This is a genomic window from Kitasatospora sp. NPDC086801, from assembly GCF_044745805.1.
Taxonomy (GTDB): domain Bacteria; phylum Actinomycetota; class Actinomycetes; order Streptomycetales; family Streptomycetaceae; genus Kitasatospora.
In genome coordinates this window covers 14023-31229 of the sequence record NZ_JBIVAX010000049.1, presented here as the reverse complement: position 1 = coordinate 31229, position 17207 = coordinate 14023, and the positions used below count along the sequence as shown (strand labels likewise).

Genomic DNA, 17207 nt, shown 5'->3' with positions numbered 1-17207 from the left:
CGAAGGAGATGACCATGAAGGTCCCCAGGAAGGCGCTCGCCAAGGGCGCGGTCGCGGTCCTGCTCGCCGGGCTCGCCATGGCGCCCGGCGTGGCGCCGAGCTCCGCCGCCGGCAGCCTCGCCTTGCCGGTCCCGTTCACCCCGCAGACCGCCGCGCGTGTGGTGGCGGCCCAAGTCGGCCTCCCGGAGGCCGAGGTGGCGCAGCGGCTCGCCGCGCAGGACGGGCTGGCGGCCACCGCCAAGGCGTTCGAGGGCAGTCAGGGCGCGAAGGCCGCGGGCGTCTGGGCCGACGTGATGCGCGGCGAGGTCCACGCGAACGTCGTCGACGACGCGGGGGAGCGCGCGGCGAAGGCCGCCGGGGTCATCCCGCAGCGCGCCGCGTACACCACCGCCGTCCTGCAGGAGGTCCAGGCGCGGCTGGATGCCGCATCCCGCAAGGGGCTGATCCCGAAGGACAGCTCCTGGGGGGTGGACACCCAGGAGAACCGCGTCAGGCTGGAGCTTCCGGCCTCCGCGGACGGCGAGGCGCTGCTGCGCGAGGCCGGTGTGACCGGGGAGGAGCGCGGAAAGGTCGCGGTCTCCACGCATCAGGGGACCGCCAACCACCAGACCGGACTCGCCGGCGGTGACGGTCTGTCGATTCCGGGCAGGGGCCTCTGCTCGGCCGGGATCATGCTCCAGAGGGGTGGCGACACCTACCTGGCGACGGCCGCCCACTGCGTCGACATGGGCAGCGAGATCCGGCGGAACGACGGCAGCACGGACAGGAACGGCAACGGCCTCATCGGCAGGGTGGCCGTCAAGGAGTACCCCACCTCGGACTACGCACTGATCAAGGTGGACCACCCTCGGGACTGGAGCCCGTCGGGAGGGCAGGCCAAGTCCGAGGGGGCGTGGTTCAACATCTACAGCGGCTACGTCGCGAACCCGGCGACGGACATGGTGGGCAATCTGTACACCTGCATCTCCGGCGCGGCCGGCGGCTGGCAGTGCGGCAAGTGGTTCGCGTCGGGGTGGAGCTTCACCAACGGGGACAAAACGACCACGTACGGCGTCGTCGTCGTCAGGGACGTCGCCACGCACGGCGGCGACAGCGGGGGAGCCGTCCTGTACGGAACCAAGGCCGCCGGTACCCTGATCGGCACGGCGACCGTCGCCGGGGAGCAAATGTCGACGGTCCAGCCGATCTCCAGGATCGTCCAGGACTTCGACGGGACCATGACCCCCGTCGACTGGCGCACGTGACAGTCACCCCCGACCGGGACGGCCCCTCGCGCACACCCGCGGACGCTGGTGGCTCAGTGGGATCCTGGTCATTTTGCCCCGCCGAGCTGGTGTTCCAGCGAGGCGGGGCGAAGTGCTGCGAAGTGGCGGGTGCGGGTGCGGGTGCGGGTGCCCGCCCGCAGCGAGGTCGCCCCGGCCAGTACCGCGCATGCCGTCAGGGTGAGGACGACGGCCGGCGTGTACCGCACACCGCGCGGATCGCGTGGGTCAGGTACCTGGGCCACGCGCTCCAGCAGGCAGGGCACCTCCCCGGGAGCGGCGTCGGACTGCTCGCGTAGCTGGTCAAGGGCAGGCGGGATCGGTGGCGCCGCGTCGGCAGGCACGGTCTTCCAGACAGGTCACGGGGCGTCGAGAACTCCATGATCTTGGAAGCCGTGCCTGTCCTGCCTCCAGGGCACCCACCAGCCAACAGATCACCACAAACCGGCGTCAGACAACCGCGCCGAAGCCCTGGGTGCCGGATGGCGTGGAATCGCCATTCGGGCTGCATGGGCCGGGCCCTCGGCGAACGGCTGCTGCGCTGGCATCCGGGTGAAATGGTGCGGAGTCGCCTGGCGCGAATCGAAGCCGGGTACGACGCTGCCAGAATGCGATTTCCTTGAAGGACACCTGCACAGGCAGTGCCGCCGGACAGCTGGAGCAGAACATGCGAATCATTCGACCACGAAACAGTCCGGAAGAATCGCCCGGTGCAGGTGCGGGGCGTTTCCCGTGGACGCTGATGTACCACTCGGTGGCTTCGACGAGTGAGGACCCCTATCTGATCACCGTCGACCCCGCACGGTTCCGCCGTCAGCTGCGCTGGTTGTCCGCCCGCGGGCTGCGCGGGGTGTCGGTGGGTGCCCTGATGCGCTCCCACCGGGGTGGCGCCGCGGCGGGCATGGTCGGGCTGAGTTTCGACGACGGATACCGCGACTTCGTGGAGGAGGCCATGCCCGCACTGGCGGAGTACGGCTTCACGGCGACGGTCTACGTGGTGGCCGACCGGCTGGGCGGATACAACGACTGGGACCGGCAGGGCCCGCGCAAGCCGCTGATGACGGCGTGCCAGGTCCACGAGGCCGCTGCCGCCGGGCTGGAGATCGGCTCGCACGGGCTGACGCACCGGCGGCTGGCGGGCCTGGGGGCGCGGGACCTGGCGGCCCAGGTCGCCGACAGCCGCCATGTGCTGGAGGACCTCACGGGCCGGGCGGTCGAAGGGTTCTGCTACCCCTACGGTTCCCTCGACGCCGCTGCGGTGGAGGCGGTGGCGCAGGCCGGCTACGGGTACGGGTGCGCGGTCAGCCCCGGGGTTCACAGCGGGGTGTACGCGCTTCCCCGCTGCTACGTCGGCGACCGGGACGGTCCGCTGCACCTGACCGCGAAGCTGGTGCGCGACCGCTGGCGCCGCTGACCGCCGACGGCGCCGACCGCTGGCAGCGCTGACCGCCGACGGGGACCGCCGACGGGGACCGCCGACGGGGACCGGCCGAGTGCCGCGGAGCGCGGTGCCCGGCCGGTCAGTGGGCGGTGGCGGCGGGTTCCAGGTGCAGCCAGGACTCGTGCCAGAGCAGGGCGCAGCGGCGGTCGCAACCGGTGGCGAGCGGTTCGCCGCCGCAGCGCAGGCCGTTGAGGATGAACCAGCGGCCTTCGGAGGGGTGCTGCCACCAGGCGAGGGAGCGGTGGCGCAGTTCGGCGGCGCCGTGGCGGGTGCCGGCGTGGCGCTCCATGCCCGGCTGGAAGGGGACGCCGTCCAGCCGCCCGTCGGGGCCGAGGGTCGCGTGGATCTCCGGGAGGCTGCGCACGGTTGCCCATAGGGCGGCGGGCCGGGCGGTGGGGATCGGCGTGGGGGCGGGCTCCAGCCATTCGTCGCGGAACAGCAGTGCGCAGTCCAGTCCGCAGCCCTGGGTCCCGTCGGCGCCGTGGCAGGTGGCGCCGGCCAGGGCGACGGTGCCCGACAGGCGCCGCACCCGGTAGTGGTCGTCGATCATGCGGCGCACGATGCGTTCGACCTGGTGGACGCCGCCGCAGAACGACCACTGGCTGCGGGTGAACCACAGGCCGCGGTGGCGGTCCCTGGCGTCGAGGGTGGCGCGCACCGTGGCCTCGTCCTTGACCCGGACCCAGTCCCCTTCGGCGAAGCGGGAGGGCCGGCCGGGCGTCGGAACGGCGGCGTGGCGCTCACGCAGGCTTTCGCGGGCGATCCGGGCGCGCCGCACGACACCGAGCGGGGGAAGGTCGCGCAGGGGGAGGCTCTTGTACTGGCACCGGCTCGCCGCGGTACCGCAGCGCAGCTCCGTGGTACGGGTGAACCATGATTCCTCGACGGCCATCAGCGAAATCCCATCGGGTCGGAGATATCGGCACAGGCTAGCGCACCGTGACTTTTCCGCACTGGCCCGCCGGAGCCTGTCGGCGCCATGTCGAGAGAAATCGCACTAGACGGATTAAGAGCCTTCTGGAGTGAATAACCGCCGGTGCCGTGGAATCTCCGTTCATGCGCGTGTAATGTTTCCACCGTTGCCGTGGTGGTGGAGTGGCTGAGTGGTGAGGCGACGGCTTGCAGGGCCGTTTAGATGGGTTCGATTCCTGTCTCCACCTTTTCTTTGGGTGATTTCGCCCATATTCCCGGCCCGGGGATTTTCCGGGTCCGTGCGACTCGTGGGAAACCCCGCAGCTGAACTGGGCGACAAGCCCACCCGGACGCACCCGCAGGCACCGCGGACCGGCCACCACGCCGAGGATCGGTACACGGCGGGTGGCCGGTGGTGCCGGGGCTGTGGCGTGACTCCGTGACTCTGGGTCAGTGGGTCAGTGGGTCAGTGGGTTCAGTGGGTCAGGATCGCGGTGACCTTGTCGAGGACGTCGGGGTTCGTCAGGAAGTCGTTGTGCTTGAGGCCGTCCACCTCGATGTTGGTGGCGCCGTTCAGCTTGGTGCTGGTGGTCGGGGAGATCTGTTCGTCCTCGGGGGACCAGAAGGTCGTGTACTGGGTGGGGCCCGGCGTTTCGGTGTCCTGGTTGAGGTGGCTGATGACCCACGAGTTGGGCGTCATGTCCTTGCATCCCTGGTCCCAGAGGGCGCAGAGGTAGCCGAGGGTGGTGCCGTGGTTGGGGCCGGCCAGGGATATCCAGTTCGCGACCGTCCGGTTGCCGCCGTCGAACTTGATGTACCAGCGGCTCGGCAGGCTGCCCAGGCTGTGGGCGACGATGTTCACCTTGGTCGCGCCGGTCTGGCTGAGCACCTGGTCGACGTATCGGGTCAGTTCGCCGGCCAGGACCTCGTTGGTCGACTGGGAGGTGTCGTAGCCCCAGGCGAAGGCCGGGACGTCCTTCGAACGGAGGCCGGTCATCAGGGTGCCCCATACACCGGGGTCCGCGTTGCGGCCGTGGATGAGGATGACGGGGAGGTGCGCGGTGTCCGCGTGGGCCGGGACGGCGGCCCCCGGTCCGGTCAGCAGGGCCGCGGTGATGGCGGCGGTCAGGGCGGTTGCGGCGGCGGTGGTGGGGCGACGCATGTGTGCTCCGAGGTTCGTCGGCGGATGGACGGCACGGATCGCGGGGGCGCCCGCAGGATGGCGGGTGCCCCCGTGTCGCGCCAAGCGCATCATCGGTGACGGGGTGCCGAATTGGCGGAGAGTGTTCGACCTTCACTCGATCGGGTGATTTGTGGGCGCGGGTCGCACTCGTTCGAGGACCGTCCTCGGTCAGCAGCCACCCACCGACGAAGACCACCCCACCGGACGGCCGACCTGCTGGAGCTCGTTCGGGTCGCCGCCCAACCAGCCGAACCCGCCGGCGCCGACGGCTTCCTGGTTTGGCGGCGGCGGGTTCGGCCTGGGCGGTGCGCGGGTGGTCAGTTCCCGGGGGCCGGGCGGAGCCAGTGCGGTCCCGTGGTCCAGCCCAGGAGACGGCGCCCGGCGTCCGTGTCCGCGGCGCCGCCGTCCGCGGCCTGGCGCAGCCCGGCCAGGGCGGGGGCGAGACGGGCCGCGACGTGGGCGGGGTGGCGGGCGGCCTCCTCGTCCAGTCCGGCGATCACGCGGGCCTGCGCCGCGGGCCCGCACAGGGAGAGGTGGAACACCAACTGGCGCCACGCGTACGCCGCGTCCTTGATCGTGGACAGCGGCCGCGGGTTGTCGTGGATCCGGGCCGTCGTGCGGCACACGGTGGTGAAGCTGCGCCGGGCCAGGTCGTCCCAGCCGGGTTCGGGGCTGATGCCGACCCGGGCGACCAGGGTGGCCAGGTTGTGGGTGGTGAGGATCTGGGCCTGCTCGACGACCTTCCCGTTGGACGCGGCCGACCATCCTCCGGACACCTCGGCGCGCTGCGTGCACAGCTCCGTGAACCCCGGGGAGGAGCGGGGGCGTCGGCCTCGCGCGGGGGCCTTGCCCGCCTCAAGGGTCGCGAGGTCGTGGACGGCCGCGTAGTCGATGGCGTAGTAGCGCTCGTACAGCGTGCCGCCGAGCAGTTCCGCGGCGGCCCGGGCCGCCGCGAGGTACTTCGGCGTGAAGGTGCCCGTGAAGATGTCCGCCGCCAGTTCCTCCACGAACGGTGCGTCGAGCTCGGCCTGCCGGGCGAGCACGCCGAGTTCGCGCACCAGCGGGTTGGGCAGGAGCGTGCCGGGGAACGCCTGCACGGCCAGTTCGCCGAGCCGGCGCAGCGCGGTACGCGCGGGTGCCCGGCCGTCCTCGCCGACGCGGTGTCCGGCCACCGCCCGCACCCAGGGCAGTTCGTCGACCCGCACCTGCCCGGCGAGGTCCTGGAGGAGGAGCGAGCGGCGGTTGCGGAACGCCCGGTAGTTCGCCGTCATCAGGGTGCGCAGCGCCTCGTCCGGGTAGGCCTGGGCGCTGGTCACGGCGACGAGCTGCGGGACCAGTTCGGCCAGGACCTCGGCGGAGGGCACCAGGCCGCGCTCCACGAGTGTGCCGATCGGGGCGCTGAGCGCGGCCTCGACCACCTGCCGGATCGCTGCGGGCACCGGGGTGCCTGCGGGGAGGCGGGTGGCGTTGGTCGCGTTGGTCGCGTTGGTCGTGTTGGTCGCGTTGGTCGCGTTGGCTTCGGCGGCTTCGTGCGTGTGGTGCGCCTCGTTCGCCGAGACGTCGGCGACCAGCGGGGCCACGTCGGCCGCGCCCGCCTCCTGGGGCAGCCCGGAGAGGCGGCGCAGCACCAGTTGGGCGAGGGCGTGGTGCGAGGGCTGGGCCGCCTGCACGGCCTGGCGGGTGCGCAGTGCGGTGTGCCGGTCGGAGCCCGGTCGGCCGCGTCGGCGCACCATGGATTCCACCGCGTGCCGCAGCAGTCCGAGGCGGCGCGCGTCCAGCGGCCGGTCGGCGACGGTCTCCGCCAGGGCGCCGCGCAGGATGCCGAGGTTCTCCTTCGGGTCGCGGTGCTTGGTGCAGCGGGTGTGGGCCGCGGCGAGCTCCTCGTAGCGGCGCAGCAGCATCGCGCCGCGCTCCGTCCACGCGCTGTCGGGTGTCCGCTCCAGTACCCGGTCGGCCTCGGCGGTCTCCAGCCAGTGGGCCAGCAGTTGGTCGCCGAAGGGCTGCCAGACGGTGAGCGCCTCGCGCTGCGCTTCCACGGCGGCGTTCGGCCGTCGGCCCGTGAGGGTCGTGACGGCGTCGCCGACCGTGCGGCGGTGCACCGCCTCGACGTCCGGCGCGGGCAGCGCGGACGGCCGGGGTGCGAAGCGCAGCCGGTCGGCGAACGGCTCCAGGACGTCGAGGAGTTCCAGCGCGGCGGCCGTGTCCCCGGCCCGCACCAGCCACGCCACCGTCAGCAGCGCCGCCTCCTCCGCCTCGGCGGCCTCGTAGCGGCCGCTGTCGAGCAGGTCGTACAGCCGGGACAGGCCGGGCTCGGTGAGGCAGTACGCGAAGAGCGCCCCGCGCTCGGCCGCCACCCCCGCCAGGGCCGCAGCCTCGCGCTCGTACGGCTGGAGCGGGCCCTCGGCGCCTGCGGCGGAGGTGGCGAAGCCGCCCCGTACGACCTCGGGCGTCACCCAGGCGGGCAGTCCGGCCACCGGGGTGCGCGAGCCGATGGCCAGCCGGTCGTCGGAGATCCCGGCGAGCACGGCGCGCCAGCGGGCTGCCCGGGCCTCGGCGCTGCGTCGGGTCTCGCTGTCGCTGTCGCTGTCGCTGTCGCTGTCGCTGTCGTCGTCGGTGCGGGTCGGCGAGGTCAGGAATGCCTGGGCCAGGGCCAGTTGGCGCTGCGGGTAGTGCGCGGATGTCCCGGCCCCGGTGGGGTGCTGCTGGTCAGCGTCATCGTTCATAGGCCGACGTGGCAGGTCCCGCCCCTGCGCCCTCCGGGTCCAGAGCCCGGCGCTCTGCTGCTGAGCTACACGTCGATGGGCGTGAGACTAGACGTCCGGCAGGCGGCCGTGCAACGCACTTGCGCTGCCGCCGCCGGGCTCGCGGCGTAGCCTGGCCCTTCGGGTGTCCGATGGGGGGAGTCGTCGTGTCGATCGAGTTCGTTCGCCGCCTGGACGGTCTGCTGTACCACTTCCGCGCGGACGGCGTGTTCAACGGCAGGCCGTCGTACAGGCGGGTGGACCTGGACGTGTGGTGCCGGTGGCTGCCGGAGCGAGGCTGGTGCACCGTCGGCGCCGACGGGGTCGCCAACTCCGGGCCGCTGGCGGGGCGGACGGACGACCAGGAGCTGCTCCCTCCGCTCGGCCCTTGGCGCAGCTGGAAGGCCGGCAGGTCGTACCTCTACGATCTGCGCCGCGTCGACGATCTGGGCGGTAGCGGTACTGCTGGTGCTGATGGCAATGATGGGACTACTGGCGTTACCGGCGTTACTGCTTGACGGGGTGCGTAATACTGTAACGCGCATCCCAGCAGCTCGGAGCACCACATGCACCCCTTCCTCGACCACCCCGGGCCGCTCGCCTTCGCACACCGGGGCGGTGACCTCGGCCACCCCGAGAACTCGCTCGCCGCCTTCGCGGCCGCCGTCGCCCTCGGGTACCGCTACCTCGAAACGGACGTGCACGCCACCCGCGACGGCGTACTGGTGGCCTTTCACGACACCCGCCTCGACCGGGTCACCGACCGCACCGGTGCGGTGGCCGACCTGCCCTGGGACACCGTCAGGCAGGCCCGGATCGGCGGCACCGAGCCCGTGCCGCTGCTGGAGGACCTGCTCGGCGCGTTCCCCGGGGCCCGCTTCAACGTCGACGTCAAGGCGGCCGCCGCCGTCGGGCCGCTGGTCGAGACGATCCGCCGGACCGGCGCCTGGGACCGGGTCTGCGTCGGCGGCTTCTCCGACAGCCGTCTCGCCGCAGTCCGCGCCGCCGCGGGCCCCCGGCTGGCCACCTCGCTCGGCCCGCGCGAGGTGGCCCGGCTGCGGCTGCGTTCGCTGGCCGGGCCGCTGCTGCGGGGGTGTGGGGCGCGGTTCGGGGCTCCGTCCGGGGCGCGGTTCGCCGGGGCGCCGTTCGCCGGGGCGCCGTTCGCCGGGGTGTGCGCGCAGGTGCCAGAGCGGCACCGGGGCGTCCGGGTCGTCGACCGGGCCTTCGTGCGCGCCGCCCACCGCCTCGGCCTCCAGGTTCACGTCTGGACTGTGGACGATCCCACACGGATCAGGGCTCTCCTCGGCCTCGGTGTGGATGGCATCATGGCCGATCGCATAGACGTCCTGCGGGACGTCCTCGGCGAGCGCGGCTGCTGGAGCGACGGCAGCACCGGCTCCAGCACGGTGATGGGAGCCCCATGACGAGCACCACGGACAACCTGCCGGACCGTCTCCCGGACGATCTGCCGGACGGCCCGCCGGAGCGCGAGGCGGCCGCCGCCGACGGCAGTGCCCTGCGCCGGATACGGTTCGGCTGGTACATCAACGACTGGGCCAACGCAGCCTTCTCGGCCACCGTCCTGACGGTGTTCCTCGGGCCGTACCTGACCACCATCGCCAAGAACGCCGCCGACGCGGCCGGCGACGTGCACCCGTTCGGACTGTCGGTCCGCGCCGGGTCGTTCTTCCCGTACACGGTCTCCTTCTCCGTGCTGCTCTCGGTCGCGGCGATGCTGCTGACCGGCACGGTCGCGGACCGCACCGGGCGGCACAAGGAGCTGATGTGCGGCTTCGCCTACGTCGGCGCGGTCGCCACGATGGGGATGTTCTTCCTCGACGGCGACCGCTACCTCCTCGGCGGCGCACTGCTGGTGGTCGCCAACATCGCCTACGCGGTGTCGGTCGCGCTCTCCTACGCCTACCTCCCCGGCCTGGCCGCCCCCGATGAGCGCGACGCGGTCTCCTCCAAGGGCTGGGCCTACGGCTACGCGGGCGGCGGACTGCTGCTGATCGCCAACCTGGCGCTGTTCGAGGGCCACGACGCGCTCGGCCTGTCCTCCGGCACCGCCGTGCGGATCTGCCTGGCCTCGGCCGGCCTGTGGTGGGCGCTGTTCACGATCGTCCCGATGCTGCGGCTGCCCTCCCGGGCGGGCGCGGCCTCCGGCCGTACCCCGGCCGTGTCCGGCCGTACCCCGGCTGCGCCGGACCGGCCCGCCGCCACGCCGGACCGGCCCGCCGTCGGCAGCCTGCGCGAACTCGCCCGCACCCTGCGCGGCATGCGCCAGTACCCGCTCACGCTGCTCTACCTGGGCGCCTTCCTCTGCTACAACGACGGCATCCAGACCGTCGTCTCCCAGGCCTCGCTCTACGGCAGCGAGGAACTCGGCATGGACCAGACCTCGCTCGTCGCCGCCGTGCTCATGGTCCAGGTCGTGGCGATCGGCGGCGCGCTGCTCCTCGGCCGGATCGCCCACCGCTACGGCGCCAAGCGGACCGTCCTCGGATCCCTGGTCGGCTGGGTGGCCACCCTCGCCCTCGGGTACTTCATTCCCGCCCACCAGCCCGTCTGGTTCTTCGTCCTGGCCTGCATGATCGGCCTGGTGCTCGGCGGCAGCCAGGCGCTCTCCCGCTCGCTGTTCTCCCACCTCATCCCGGCCGGCCGGGAGGCCGAGTACTTCAGCGTCTACAAGGTCAGCGACCGCGGCACCAGTTGGATGGGCCCGCTGCTCTTCGGCCTCGCCTACCAGATCACCGGCAGCTACCGCTCGGCGATCATCTCCCTGCTGGTCTTCTTCCTCATCGGCTTCGCCCTCCTGCTGAAGGTCCCCGTCCGCCGCGCCATCGAGGCGGTCGGCAACCCCGTCCCCGAACGGCTCTGACGCCCCGGTCCGGCGCGCGTACGGCCGGCGGCTGCCTCCGCTGACGTCGAGGGCTGGGCTTACGAGCCGGGGAAGAGCCGGCCGAGGTGGTAGTGCAGGACCGCCACCGCGTCGTCCGCCGTCCGCTGGCCGAGGAGGACGCTCAGGCCCAGGCCGGCGGAGACCGCCAGGAGGACGACGGCCTCCTGGCGGGCGTCGATGCGCGGGTCGGTGTCCCCGGCCTGCTGGGCGGCGGTCAACTGGCCGACCAGGAAGTCCTCCATCTCGTTGGGCGCCGCGAGGAACGACTGGCCGGCGAGTGCGGGGTCGGTGATGGAGAGCACCGCGTACTCGGTGTAGACGAGGTGGAAGGTCCGGCCCTCCTCGTCGGTCGGCACGGATTCCAGCAGCACCGCCTCGACGATGTCGCGCGGTGACGCCGAGGGCCCGGCGGCCCTGGCGCGGTCGCGGACCCGTTCCTGGATCCGTTCCTCGACCCGTCCCTGGACCCGTTCCTGGACCCGTTCCTGGACCCGTTCGCCCATCCGTGCGGCGAGGCGGGTGAGCGCCGCGAGCAGCAGCTGCTCCTTGGTATCGAAGTAGTACTGCACGAGCCGCACCGAGACGCCCGCCTCGATCGCGACGGACCGCATGGTGACGGCGTGCAGCCCGGTGTCCGCCGCCGTGCGCAGCAGGGCGTCGATGATGTGGGCCCGCCGCTCCTCGTGATCCACCAGCTTCGGCATCGGGTTCCCTCCAGACGTTTTTATGGTACAAACATACCATCAAGCGCTGCTGTTTCGTGCACCGTTGCACCGGGAGGGACCATGACCAGGACCAGCGTCGGACACTTCGTCAGCGAGAAAGCCCGCACGAAGTTCCTTGAGGCCTACGACCGCGCGATGACGCTGTGGCCGGACCCCCGCCGGGAACTCGACGTCGAAACCAGCTACGGCACCGTCCACGTCCACCACTACGGACCCGAAACCGGCGAACCGATCGTGCTGCTGCACGGCCACGCCGGACACCCGTCCAACTGGTACCCGCAGATCGCCGCCCTGGGCGAACACCACCCGGTCTACGCCATCGACACGCTCGACGACCCCGGCCGCAGCGTCCAACGCGCCGTCGCGGTCGGCTCCGAGGAGAACGCGGCCTGGCTCGGCGAGGTCTTCGCCGGCCTCGGACTGGACCGCATCCACTTGGTCGGCCTGTCCTACGGCGGCTGGCTGACCCTCAACCAGGCCATCCACGCACCCGAACGCCTCGCGTCGATCGCGCCGATGGACCCCGGCGGCATCGAGAAGGTCCCCGCCCGGTTCTACGCCCACATGATCGGCGGCCTGTTCGGCATGCTCGCCCCGCGGCCGCTGCGCCCCGCGCTGGGACGCCTGCTCGCCAACCCCGCACTCAGCTCGCCGCCCGAGATGATCGCCCCCCTGATGCTCGGCATGCGCAGCTACAAGCCGAACACCCGCCCCGCCGCCAGGCCGTTCACCGACGAGGAACTGGGCTCCATCCGGCTGCCCACCCTCGTCCTGCTGGGCAGGCGCAGCGCCCTGCTCCGCCCGCGCCACGTCCTCCAGCGGGTCACCGCGCTGATCCCGGGAGTCCGGGCCGAGATCGTGCAACGCGCCGGCCACGGCCTCAACCTGGAACGCCCCGACCTGGTCAACGAACACCTGCTGCGGTTCATCACCTCCTCCCGGCAGGAGACCCGGAGCTGACGGGCGGCCTCCCTCGCCCGCCGCCGTGATCAACCACGGCGGCCGGATCCTGCTCGTGGGTCGCAAGCCCGACGACCACCTGGGCGGTCTGGGGGAGATCCCCTCCGGGACCGTCGAGGGCGGGGAGGGGATCTGGACGCCCTGCGCCGCGAGACGCCGAGGAGATTGATCTGATGAGTGGTCAGATGGTGGGCTACATGGGCTACATGGGCGACTTCGGCGGGCCGCCCTCGGCAAGCTGCCCGAGGTGAGCGACGCCGTACGCGAGTTGCTCACCGCTGACGCACGGCGTAGAAGGGCTGCCCTCGGCGGGGCGGCCCTTCTGCCTGCCTCACGGGCCTGAACAGCTCGTTCGCCAATGCGCCTATCCGAGTTCGCTGGTCCGCCGCCAAGGCTAGGGGCATGTCCCGGTGATCAACGCCGGGTTGGTTCTGTCATCGGACGATCGCTCCACTCATCCGAAACGCCATGTCCTATTTCCGCCAGTGCCGGCGTCCCGCTCACGAGAGAGTCGGCGACGGCGCCGGATACCGGGCGCTCCGTCCAGATCTTCACCGCGAGATCTCAAGGGAGCGCCCTACGGATCTCGCCCTCGGCACGGGAAGTCGGCCGGTCCGACTTCCCGTGCTGCAAGAGCCCCACGTGCTGCCCGCGGTCCTCCACGTGGCCTCAGCTCGCCGGCCCGAGCCCCTCCGGGAGGGCGGCCACCACGAGGGCGACGGCTTCCTCCGGCGTCTCGGTGCGCGCGACCAGCTCGCCGTCCTTCCACACCCCGTACAGCCCCTCGTCGTACGGGCAGATGACGAACCCGACCTGCGCCTTCTTCCTCCAGAACTCCTCGACACTGGTGGAGAACCAGAGATTGAAGTGGCTGTTGACCGGCATCAGTCGGCGGAGCACCGGCTGGGCGTACGCCGCCGCCAGCAGCGCGTGGGCGCGCGGATGCCGGTCGTACGGCGGGTTGTGGATGCGGTCGAGCTTGACGCGCCACGTCAACTCGACGTCACCGAACGGCTCCCGCTCGTGGGCGAGGGCCCAGGGCCTGAACCGGATGAACGGGGCGCGCGCCCGGGTCGCCTCGAGCCCCGCACCGCCCGTCCAGGCCGCCGTCGCCCTGACCACCTCGGCCAGGTCCGAGGCCCACCCGCAGGCCAGGGGTGCGCGGTAGCCCTGGAGGTTCACCCGGAAGGTCCGCTGCCCCTCGTCGGGCGGATACACCACCACACGCCGACCGCTCCCCGCGTCGACGTACTCCGCGATGCGGCCCGACTGCCCGTCCGCCTCGGGCAGGGCCAGCCCGAGTTCCTCGGCCGTACGACTCAGCGCAGCCGGAGGGCCCCGTCCTCGTCCCAGCCGTCCTCGCCAAGCCCCGCCTCGAAGTCCATCGCCCCATTCTGCTCACATCAGTGCCGCCTGGTGGCCGTTTCCTTCCGATCATCGGATCGTGGGTCTGGTCGTGCCGTCGGCTGATGCACAGGGGGTGCGGACGGAGCCGCTGTTGCTGGACCAAGTTCGCCTCAGGGGCATGGGACGGCCTCGCCCGTGTTGCCTCTTGTTCTTGCCGGCCATGTGGGAAGCATGATCGGCCCGTCAGACACTCGCGGTAGCTTCCCTGAACGAGGCCGTCGAGAGTCTGACGTCGGCACTGATCCGGGGCCGGTTCGGGGCGGAGACTGGCCTTCACAAGTCAAGGGATGGCCCAGCTGGGCCATCGACATGCCGGACGCCAGCTCCAGGCCGGCACTTGCTGGTGTGACATCGCGATCAGCCGATATGCCCGAACCGCGATGACCTGACCCGTCTGCTTCATCGCGCTTGTGCCGGGCATGCCGAGGCTGGTCGGGTCTTCTTCGCGTCCCGCCGACTCATTTTCATGAATAAGTTAGGGTCGGCAAGTCCCTCGAAAAACTCGGTTTTATACGGAGAGAGCAGCCACAACCTAGTACCTGCAGGTAGCATGTCAGGCAGGGTGGCCTTACACGTGCTGCATGCGCCTGTCGGGTAGTCGATGAAGAGTTTGCCCTTCGTGAGGCCTGGGTTCATTCGGAAGAACGCCGTGGCATTGGTCTCCACGTGATCTTTGTTTGCCTTCACTCGGCCCGGAATATTCTTAAGGAGTTCTGACTGGCCGCCTGGTCAGCTAATCATGGGGAGCTGATCGTTTCCGACATCAAGGATCCCCATGGTGCGCCTATTGTAGTCCTTTGGCAAATCCTTCAGGAGAAATCCGCAATTTGCATTATGGACAAGGATCGGCGTGGCCCCTGCCAGCACATAGAACGCGTGGAGCTGGCCAACGGTGAGGTTAAAATGCGATCTGCGAATGGGCCTCGCAGTTGCGCGAAGCTGCCACCGTAACCAGCTCGCCGTTGGTGGTGCAGAGATTGTCGCCGGACTGGAGCTGAGAACCGTCGGTCAAGCGGTGGGCTGCCTCGTCCCAGTAGGGCAGTTTCAGGACGAGGTGGTCGCTGTGGGCGGGGGAGCGCGGAGCGGTGCCGCCGCCGACAATGAGGTCGCTGAACTGGCGGCCCAACGAGTACATACGTTCGAGGTCCTGCACTGCTGGCAGGGCGAACGACGGCCGGATAATAGCATCGCCCGCTGGCATGGCTGGCGGGCGGGTGATTGCGCAAGGGACTTCTTACTTACTGAAGCCCGGCCCCCTCTGCAATACGTGGAGCAGCTCGGTCGCTGCGGCTGAGGCCGAGCCGTCCGCATCGTCTCGGAGTCCTGCAACGTCCACCACGATATCGGAGAATGCGCGATCCACAGCAATCTCCCATGCGACCCTGTGGGTGTACCGGTCCTTGTACTGGGGCAGTGCCAGATCTTCTGATCGACGCCACGCCCCGGAGGCACGTCGGATGGTCGTCAGAAGTCCCAGAACCTCCGATCGCAGAGATGTTCGCCCCTCCATGACCAGCAACGTCAGAATGGGAACAGCGTACGAAGTCGACTCGTTCACGGACAGTCCCTGATAGCAGACCCGGTATCTGACCTCACAGAGCGCTTCGGACGCCATGGCTGGATCGCTGCTACAGACCGCATCCAGCAGGGCCGGTAGGTCCGATGCCACCCCGTGCGAATGACTGAGAGCGGTCCAGTCCAACTCGCCCGACGAGCTCATAGTGAATACCATCCTTCTATTCGAAATGCCGCACCACATCGCCGGTCAGGCTGTACTAGTTATGCATAACCCTGATTCCCAACTTCGGAAGCAGCGGCGCACACTCATTCGGACACGGCTTTCGCGGCGTTAGATGCTTGGGTGATCCGGGCGCCACATTTACCGTTTCCATCACGGCTCCCTTCATCGAATCCCCTGCCTCAAAAGCGTCACTAATGCAGCCGATTTCGGCGCAACCCGTGTGATGGCCAGCTGCTGCATCAATTGCCGTTCTGGCATTGTGCGACTCCCGCCAAACGTTGCTGCGGCACTGAGGGTATCCGAGTCACCAGGGCTTACCCGGTAAGTAAACAGGTTTCCCGGCTGCCCCACGGATCCGCCAGCAGAATTACTCCGAGCCGCATCTCCACTCAACCCATTGGCCTCGATGTTGTCAGCATGAGACGAGCTCGTTCCATGCACGAAATCCATCGACTCATTGCAGTTGTGGACCAGGACCGGCGTGGCTCCTACCAGCACATAGTACGTGTGGCAGGCGGCCCCTTCCGGCCTGCGTTTTCGCAGGTGAGCGGGAATCTACCTGTGCGCGGAGGTGCGTGGAAGTGCGTTGTTGTCCGGGCTTGTTGCTGTCGACGTTTATTTCAGTGGCCTATATCGCGACAGGCGGTCAGGCGCGTTAACTCGTTCAGGTTTCCAGCCTCGTATTGATGTCTTCCAATTCCAGCCAATGCCGCTCAGTAAATGTATCCGGAGCCCTGTCGAGAAATCCTCGACAGGGCTCCCGCTCTTACTTCTCGAATCTGGGAAGCATCTGAAATTCTCTACTCGATCACCAAAGGCGAGCCATCTCCTCGCCGCTGGAGTCTAGAACGATGAAGTCGGACTCTCCCGGATAGGGGAGCCAAACGGAAATTCCGTTCGGCCAGTGGTAGATCTCGATTGAAGATACCGACCCGGAGTCCAGCCTCAACGAGATGAAATCATCGACGTCAACCTCGAACGCCGTCCCGCCCGGCTCGAAACTAATCCGAGCAGGTTCGCCGGTCGCAGCAAGTTTGATGTCTATGGGCGAATCCATGGTTGTCAGCTCCAAGGGTCGATGATTTCCTGTAGTAGGGTCACGCGATTCCTCGCCGTGTCCACTGGGTTCCTGGAGTTCTGCGACCCCCGCCCAGAAGCACCACCCTTACCAGCATTGGCGGCTCCGGTATAGAAGTCTTGGAGTTTTTCTGCATCCGCCTTACTGGCAATACCGCGAAGTGTCTCAGGCGCGCGGGCGCCAATGAGATGCTCAGGATCGCTGTTACCCCAGATCTTGTTGCCGACGCCGGGAACGGTCCCTCCGTCAAGTTTCGGCACAGCCACATAGCCGCCACTGCGCCGTCGCCCTCCACGGCCGCTGCAGCCGCCACATCGACGAGACCACCCGCCACGCCACCGTCGAACTCAACGAGTTCCCGCATGCCCTCGCCTGGTACCTGTGCGGCGTCACCACCGGCCCCTACCGCTGGGCCGACAACCCCCACCTCGCCCTCGAAGCCGCCCCCGGCCACACCCAAGACCTCACCGTCCAGGACCTCACCGTTCACCTGGACGGCATCCGACCCATCCCCTTCACCGACGCCGACATTCCCGACGGTGACCCCCACGCCAACGACCCGCTCTTCCGCACCTGCCGGAACTGGCAGTTCGCCCACTACCTCCGAGCCTGCGGCGTTCCCCACGTCCACGGCGACCGGCCCCGCATCACCACCCTGCGGCCCGGCAACGGCCAAACTCGACTCCTGTAACCCGTCGCCCGGAGGCCCCCCGCCGGGTGCAGCAAGCCCGAGGCCGGTCGGCGCCCCGCCACGCCCTGGCCGGAAGTTGCTTTCGATTGAATCCTTCTATGCGCGCTGTCGTCGAACGGCGGCGCCGAATGCTGAAGCCCTGCCATGACGAACCATGGCAGGGC

Annotated in this window: 16 protein-coding genes and 2 tRNA genes; 7 read left to right on the top strand and 11 right to left on the bottom strand. The window is 69.8% G+C overall.

All coding sequences use genetic code 11. The annotated features are described in order from the left end of the window. The first annotated feature begins 14 nt into the window (after positions 1-14). A complete protein-coding gene (locus ACIPLC_RS33350; protein ID WP_400476775.1) occupies positions 15-1244 on the top strand; it encodes an alpha-lytic protease prodomain-containing protein in 1230 nt (409 codons plus the stop codon). Between the two features lie 68 nt (positions 1245-1312). On the opposite strand, the gene ACIPLC_RS33345 is transcribed toward ACIPLC_RS33350, so the two are convergent. Continuing rightward, a complete protein-coding gene (locus ACIPLC_RS33345; RefSeq protein ID WP_400476774.1) occupies positions 1313-1507 on the bottom strand; it encodes a transposase family protein in 195 nt (64 codons plus the stop codon). Positions 1508-2016: 509 nt separating this feature from the next. On the opposite strand from ACIPLC_RS33345, the gene ACIPLC_RS33340 reads away from it, so the two are divergent. Further along, positions 2017-2676, top strand: a complete 660-nt coding sequence (locus tag ACIPLC_RS33340) for a polysaccharide deacetylase family protein (RefSeq protein ID WP_400476773.1) — start codon at positions 2017-2019, stop codon at positions 2674-2676. Positions 2677-2782: 106 nt separating this feature from the next. On the opposite strand, the gene ACIPLC_RS33335 is transcribed toward ACIPLC_RS33340, so the two are convergent. Continuing rightward, complete coding sequence (locus tag ACIPLC_RS33335; protein WP_400476772.1) at positions 2783-3595, bottom strand: hypothetical protein; 813 nt, start codon at positions 3593-3595, stop codon at positions 2783-2785. Positions 3596-3792: 197 nt separating this feature from the next. Here ACIPLC_RS33335 and ACIPLC_RS33330 point away from each other — a divergent pair. Further along, a tRNA-Cys gene (locus tag ACIPLC_RS33330) sits at positions 3793-3863 on the top strand. A gap of 227 nt (positions 3864-4090) precedes the next feature. Here the strand turns inward: ACIPLC_RS33330 and ACIPLC_RS33325 are convergent. The 3 genes from ACIPLC_RS33325 to ACIPLC_RS33315 all read right to left on the bottom strand — a co-directional run bounded on the left by ACIPLC_RS33325 (position 4091) and on the right by ACIPLC_RS33315 (position 7596). After that, positions 4091-4777 (bottom strand): esterase/lipase family protein, encoded by a 687-nt coding sequence (locus ACIPLC_RS33325; RefSeq protein WP_400476771.1) that lies wholly within the window; start codon positions 4775-4777, stop codon positions 4091-4093. A gap of 338 nt (positions 4778-5115) precedes the next feature. Next, the gene (locus ACIPLC_RS33320) at positions 5116-7521 is read right to left on the bottom strand and encodes a hypothetical protein (protein WP_400476770.1); all 2406 of its coding nucleotides are present in this window, start codon (positions 7519-7521) and stop codon (positions 5116-5118) included. Positions 7522-7524: 3 nt separating this feature from the next. Further along, positions 7525-7596 (bottom strand) — tRNA-Gln (locus ACIPLC_RS33315). Between the two features lie 110 nt (positions 7597-7706). Between ACIPLC_RS33315 and ACIPLC_RS33310 the strand changes: the two genes are divergently transcribed. From ACIPLC_RS33310 to ACIPLC_RS33300, 3 genes are read left to right on the top strand one after another with little or no spacing between them, the layout of a single operon-like run. Further along, positions 7707-8057 carry a hypothetical protein gene (locus ACIPLC_RS33310; RefSeq protein ID WP_400476769.1) on the top strand — a complete coding sequence of 117 codons (351 nt, stop codon included), beginning with the start codon at positions 7707-7709 and terminating at the stop codon, positions 8055-8057. Positions 8058-8105: 48 nt separating this feature from the next. After that, positions 8106-8963, top strand: coding sequence for a glycerophosphodiester phosphodiesterase (locus tag ACIPLC_RS33305; RefSeq protein WP_400476768.1), 858 nt, complete (start codon positions 8106-8108; stop codon positions 8961-8963). Next, positions 8960-10420, top strand: coding sequence for an MFS transporter (locus ACIPLC_RS33300; protein WP_400476767.1), 1461 nt, complete (start codon positions 8960-8962; stop codon positions 10418-10420). The genes ACIPLC_RS33305 and ACIPLC_RS33300 overlap by 4 nt, the downstream gene beginning before the upstream one ends. 59 nt (positions 10421-10479) lie before the next feature. On the opposite strand, the gene ACIPLC_RS33295 is transcribed toward ACIPLC_RS33300, so the two are convergent. Next, entirely contained in the window at positions 10480-11145 is a 666-nt protein-coding gene (locus ACIPLC_RS33295; RefSeq protein WP_400476766.1) for a TetR/AcrR family transcriptional regulator, read from the bottom strand. An 81-nt stretch (positions 11146-11226) separates the two neighbouring features. Between ACIPLC_RS33295 and ACIPLC_RS33290 the strand changes: the two genes are divergently transcribed. Then, a complete protein-coding gene (locus ACIPLC_RS33290; RefSeq protein WP_400476765.1) occupies positions 11227-12126 on the top strand; it encodes an alpha/beta fold hydrolase in 900 nt (299 codons plus the stop codon). A 669-nt stretch (positions 12127-12795) separates the two neighbouring features. Here the strand turns inward: ACIPLC_RS33290 and ACIPLC_RS33285 are convergent. The 5 genes from ACIPLC_RS33285 to ACIPLC_RS33265 form a co-directional block, all read right to left on the bottom strand. Next, complete coding sequence (locus ACIPLC_RS33285) at positions 12796-13350, bottom strand: DUF6193 family natural product biosynthesis protein (RefSeq protein ID WP_400476764.1); 555 nt, start codon at positions 13348-13350, stop codon at positions 12796-12798. A gap of 582 nt (positions 13351-13932) precedes the next feature. Beyond that, positions 13933-14220 carry a DddA-like double-stranded DNA deaminase toxin gene (locus ACIPLC_RS33280; RefSeq protein WP_400476763.1) on the bottom strand — a complete coding sequence of 96 codons (288 nt, stop codon included), beginning with the start codon at positions 14218-14220 and terminating at the stop codon, positions 13933-13935. A gap of 211 nt (positions 14221-14431) precedes the next feature. Further along, the gene (locus ACIPLC_RS33275; RefSeq protein WP_400476762.1) at positions 14432-14686 is read right to left on the bottom strand and encodes a hypothetical protein; all 255 of its coding nucleotides are present in this window, start codon (positions 14684-14686) and stop codon (positions 14432-14434) included. 1396 nt (positions 14687-16082) lie between these two features. Then, positions 16083-16346 carry a hypothetical protein gene (locus ACIPLC_RS33270; RefSeq protein WP_400476761.1) on the bottom strand — a complete coding sequence of 88 codons (264 nt, stop codon included), beginning with the start codon at positions 16344-16346 and terminating at the stop codon, positions 16083-16085. Between the two features lie 25 nt (positions 16347-16371). Beyond that, positions 16372-17028, bottom strand: coding sequence for a hypothetical protein (locus ACIPLC_RS33265; protein WP_400476760.1), 657 nt, complete (start codon positions 17026-17028; stop codon positions 16372-16374). Between the last annotated feature and the right edge of the window lie 179 nt (positions 17029-17207).

Bases quoted from the DNA above. Each gene is read 5' to 3' on its own strand.
- ACIPLC_RS33350 (WP_400476775.1), top strand. From the start codon at position 15: ATGAAGGTCCCCAGGAAGGCGCTCGCCAAGGGCGCGGTCGCGGTCCTG.
- ACIPLC_RS33335 (WP_400476772.1), bottom strand. From the start codon at position 3,595: ATGGCCGTCGAGGAATCATGGTTCACCCGTACCACGGAGCTGCGCTGC.
- ACIPLC_RS33325 (WP_400476771.1), bottom strand. From the start codon at position 4,777: ATGCGTCGCCCCACCACCGCCGCCGCAACCGCCCTGACCGCCGCCATC.
- ACIPLC_RS33320 (WP_400476770.1), bottom strand. From the start codon at position 7,521: ATGAACGATGACGCTGACCAGCAGCACCCCACCGGGGCCGGGACATCC.
- ACIPLC_RS33305 (WP_400476768.1), top strand. From the start codon at position 8,106: ATGCACCCCTTCCTCGACCACCCCGGGCCGCTCGCCTTCGCACACCGG.
- ACIPLC_RS33300 (WP_400476767.1), top strand. From the start codon at position 8,960: ATGACGAGCACCACGGACAACCTGCCGGACCGTCTCCCGGACGATCTG.
- ACIPLC_RS33295 (WP_400476766.1), bottom strand. From the start codon at position 11,145: ATGCCGAAGCTGGTGGATCACGAGGAGCGGCGGGCCCACATCATCGAC.
- ACIPLC_RS33290 (WP_400476765.1), top strand. From the start codon at position 11,227: ATGACCAGGACCAGCGTCGGACACTTCGTCAGCGAGAAAGCCCGCACG.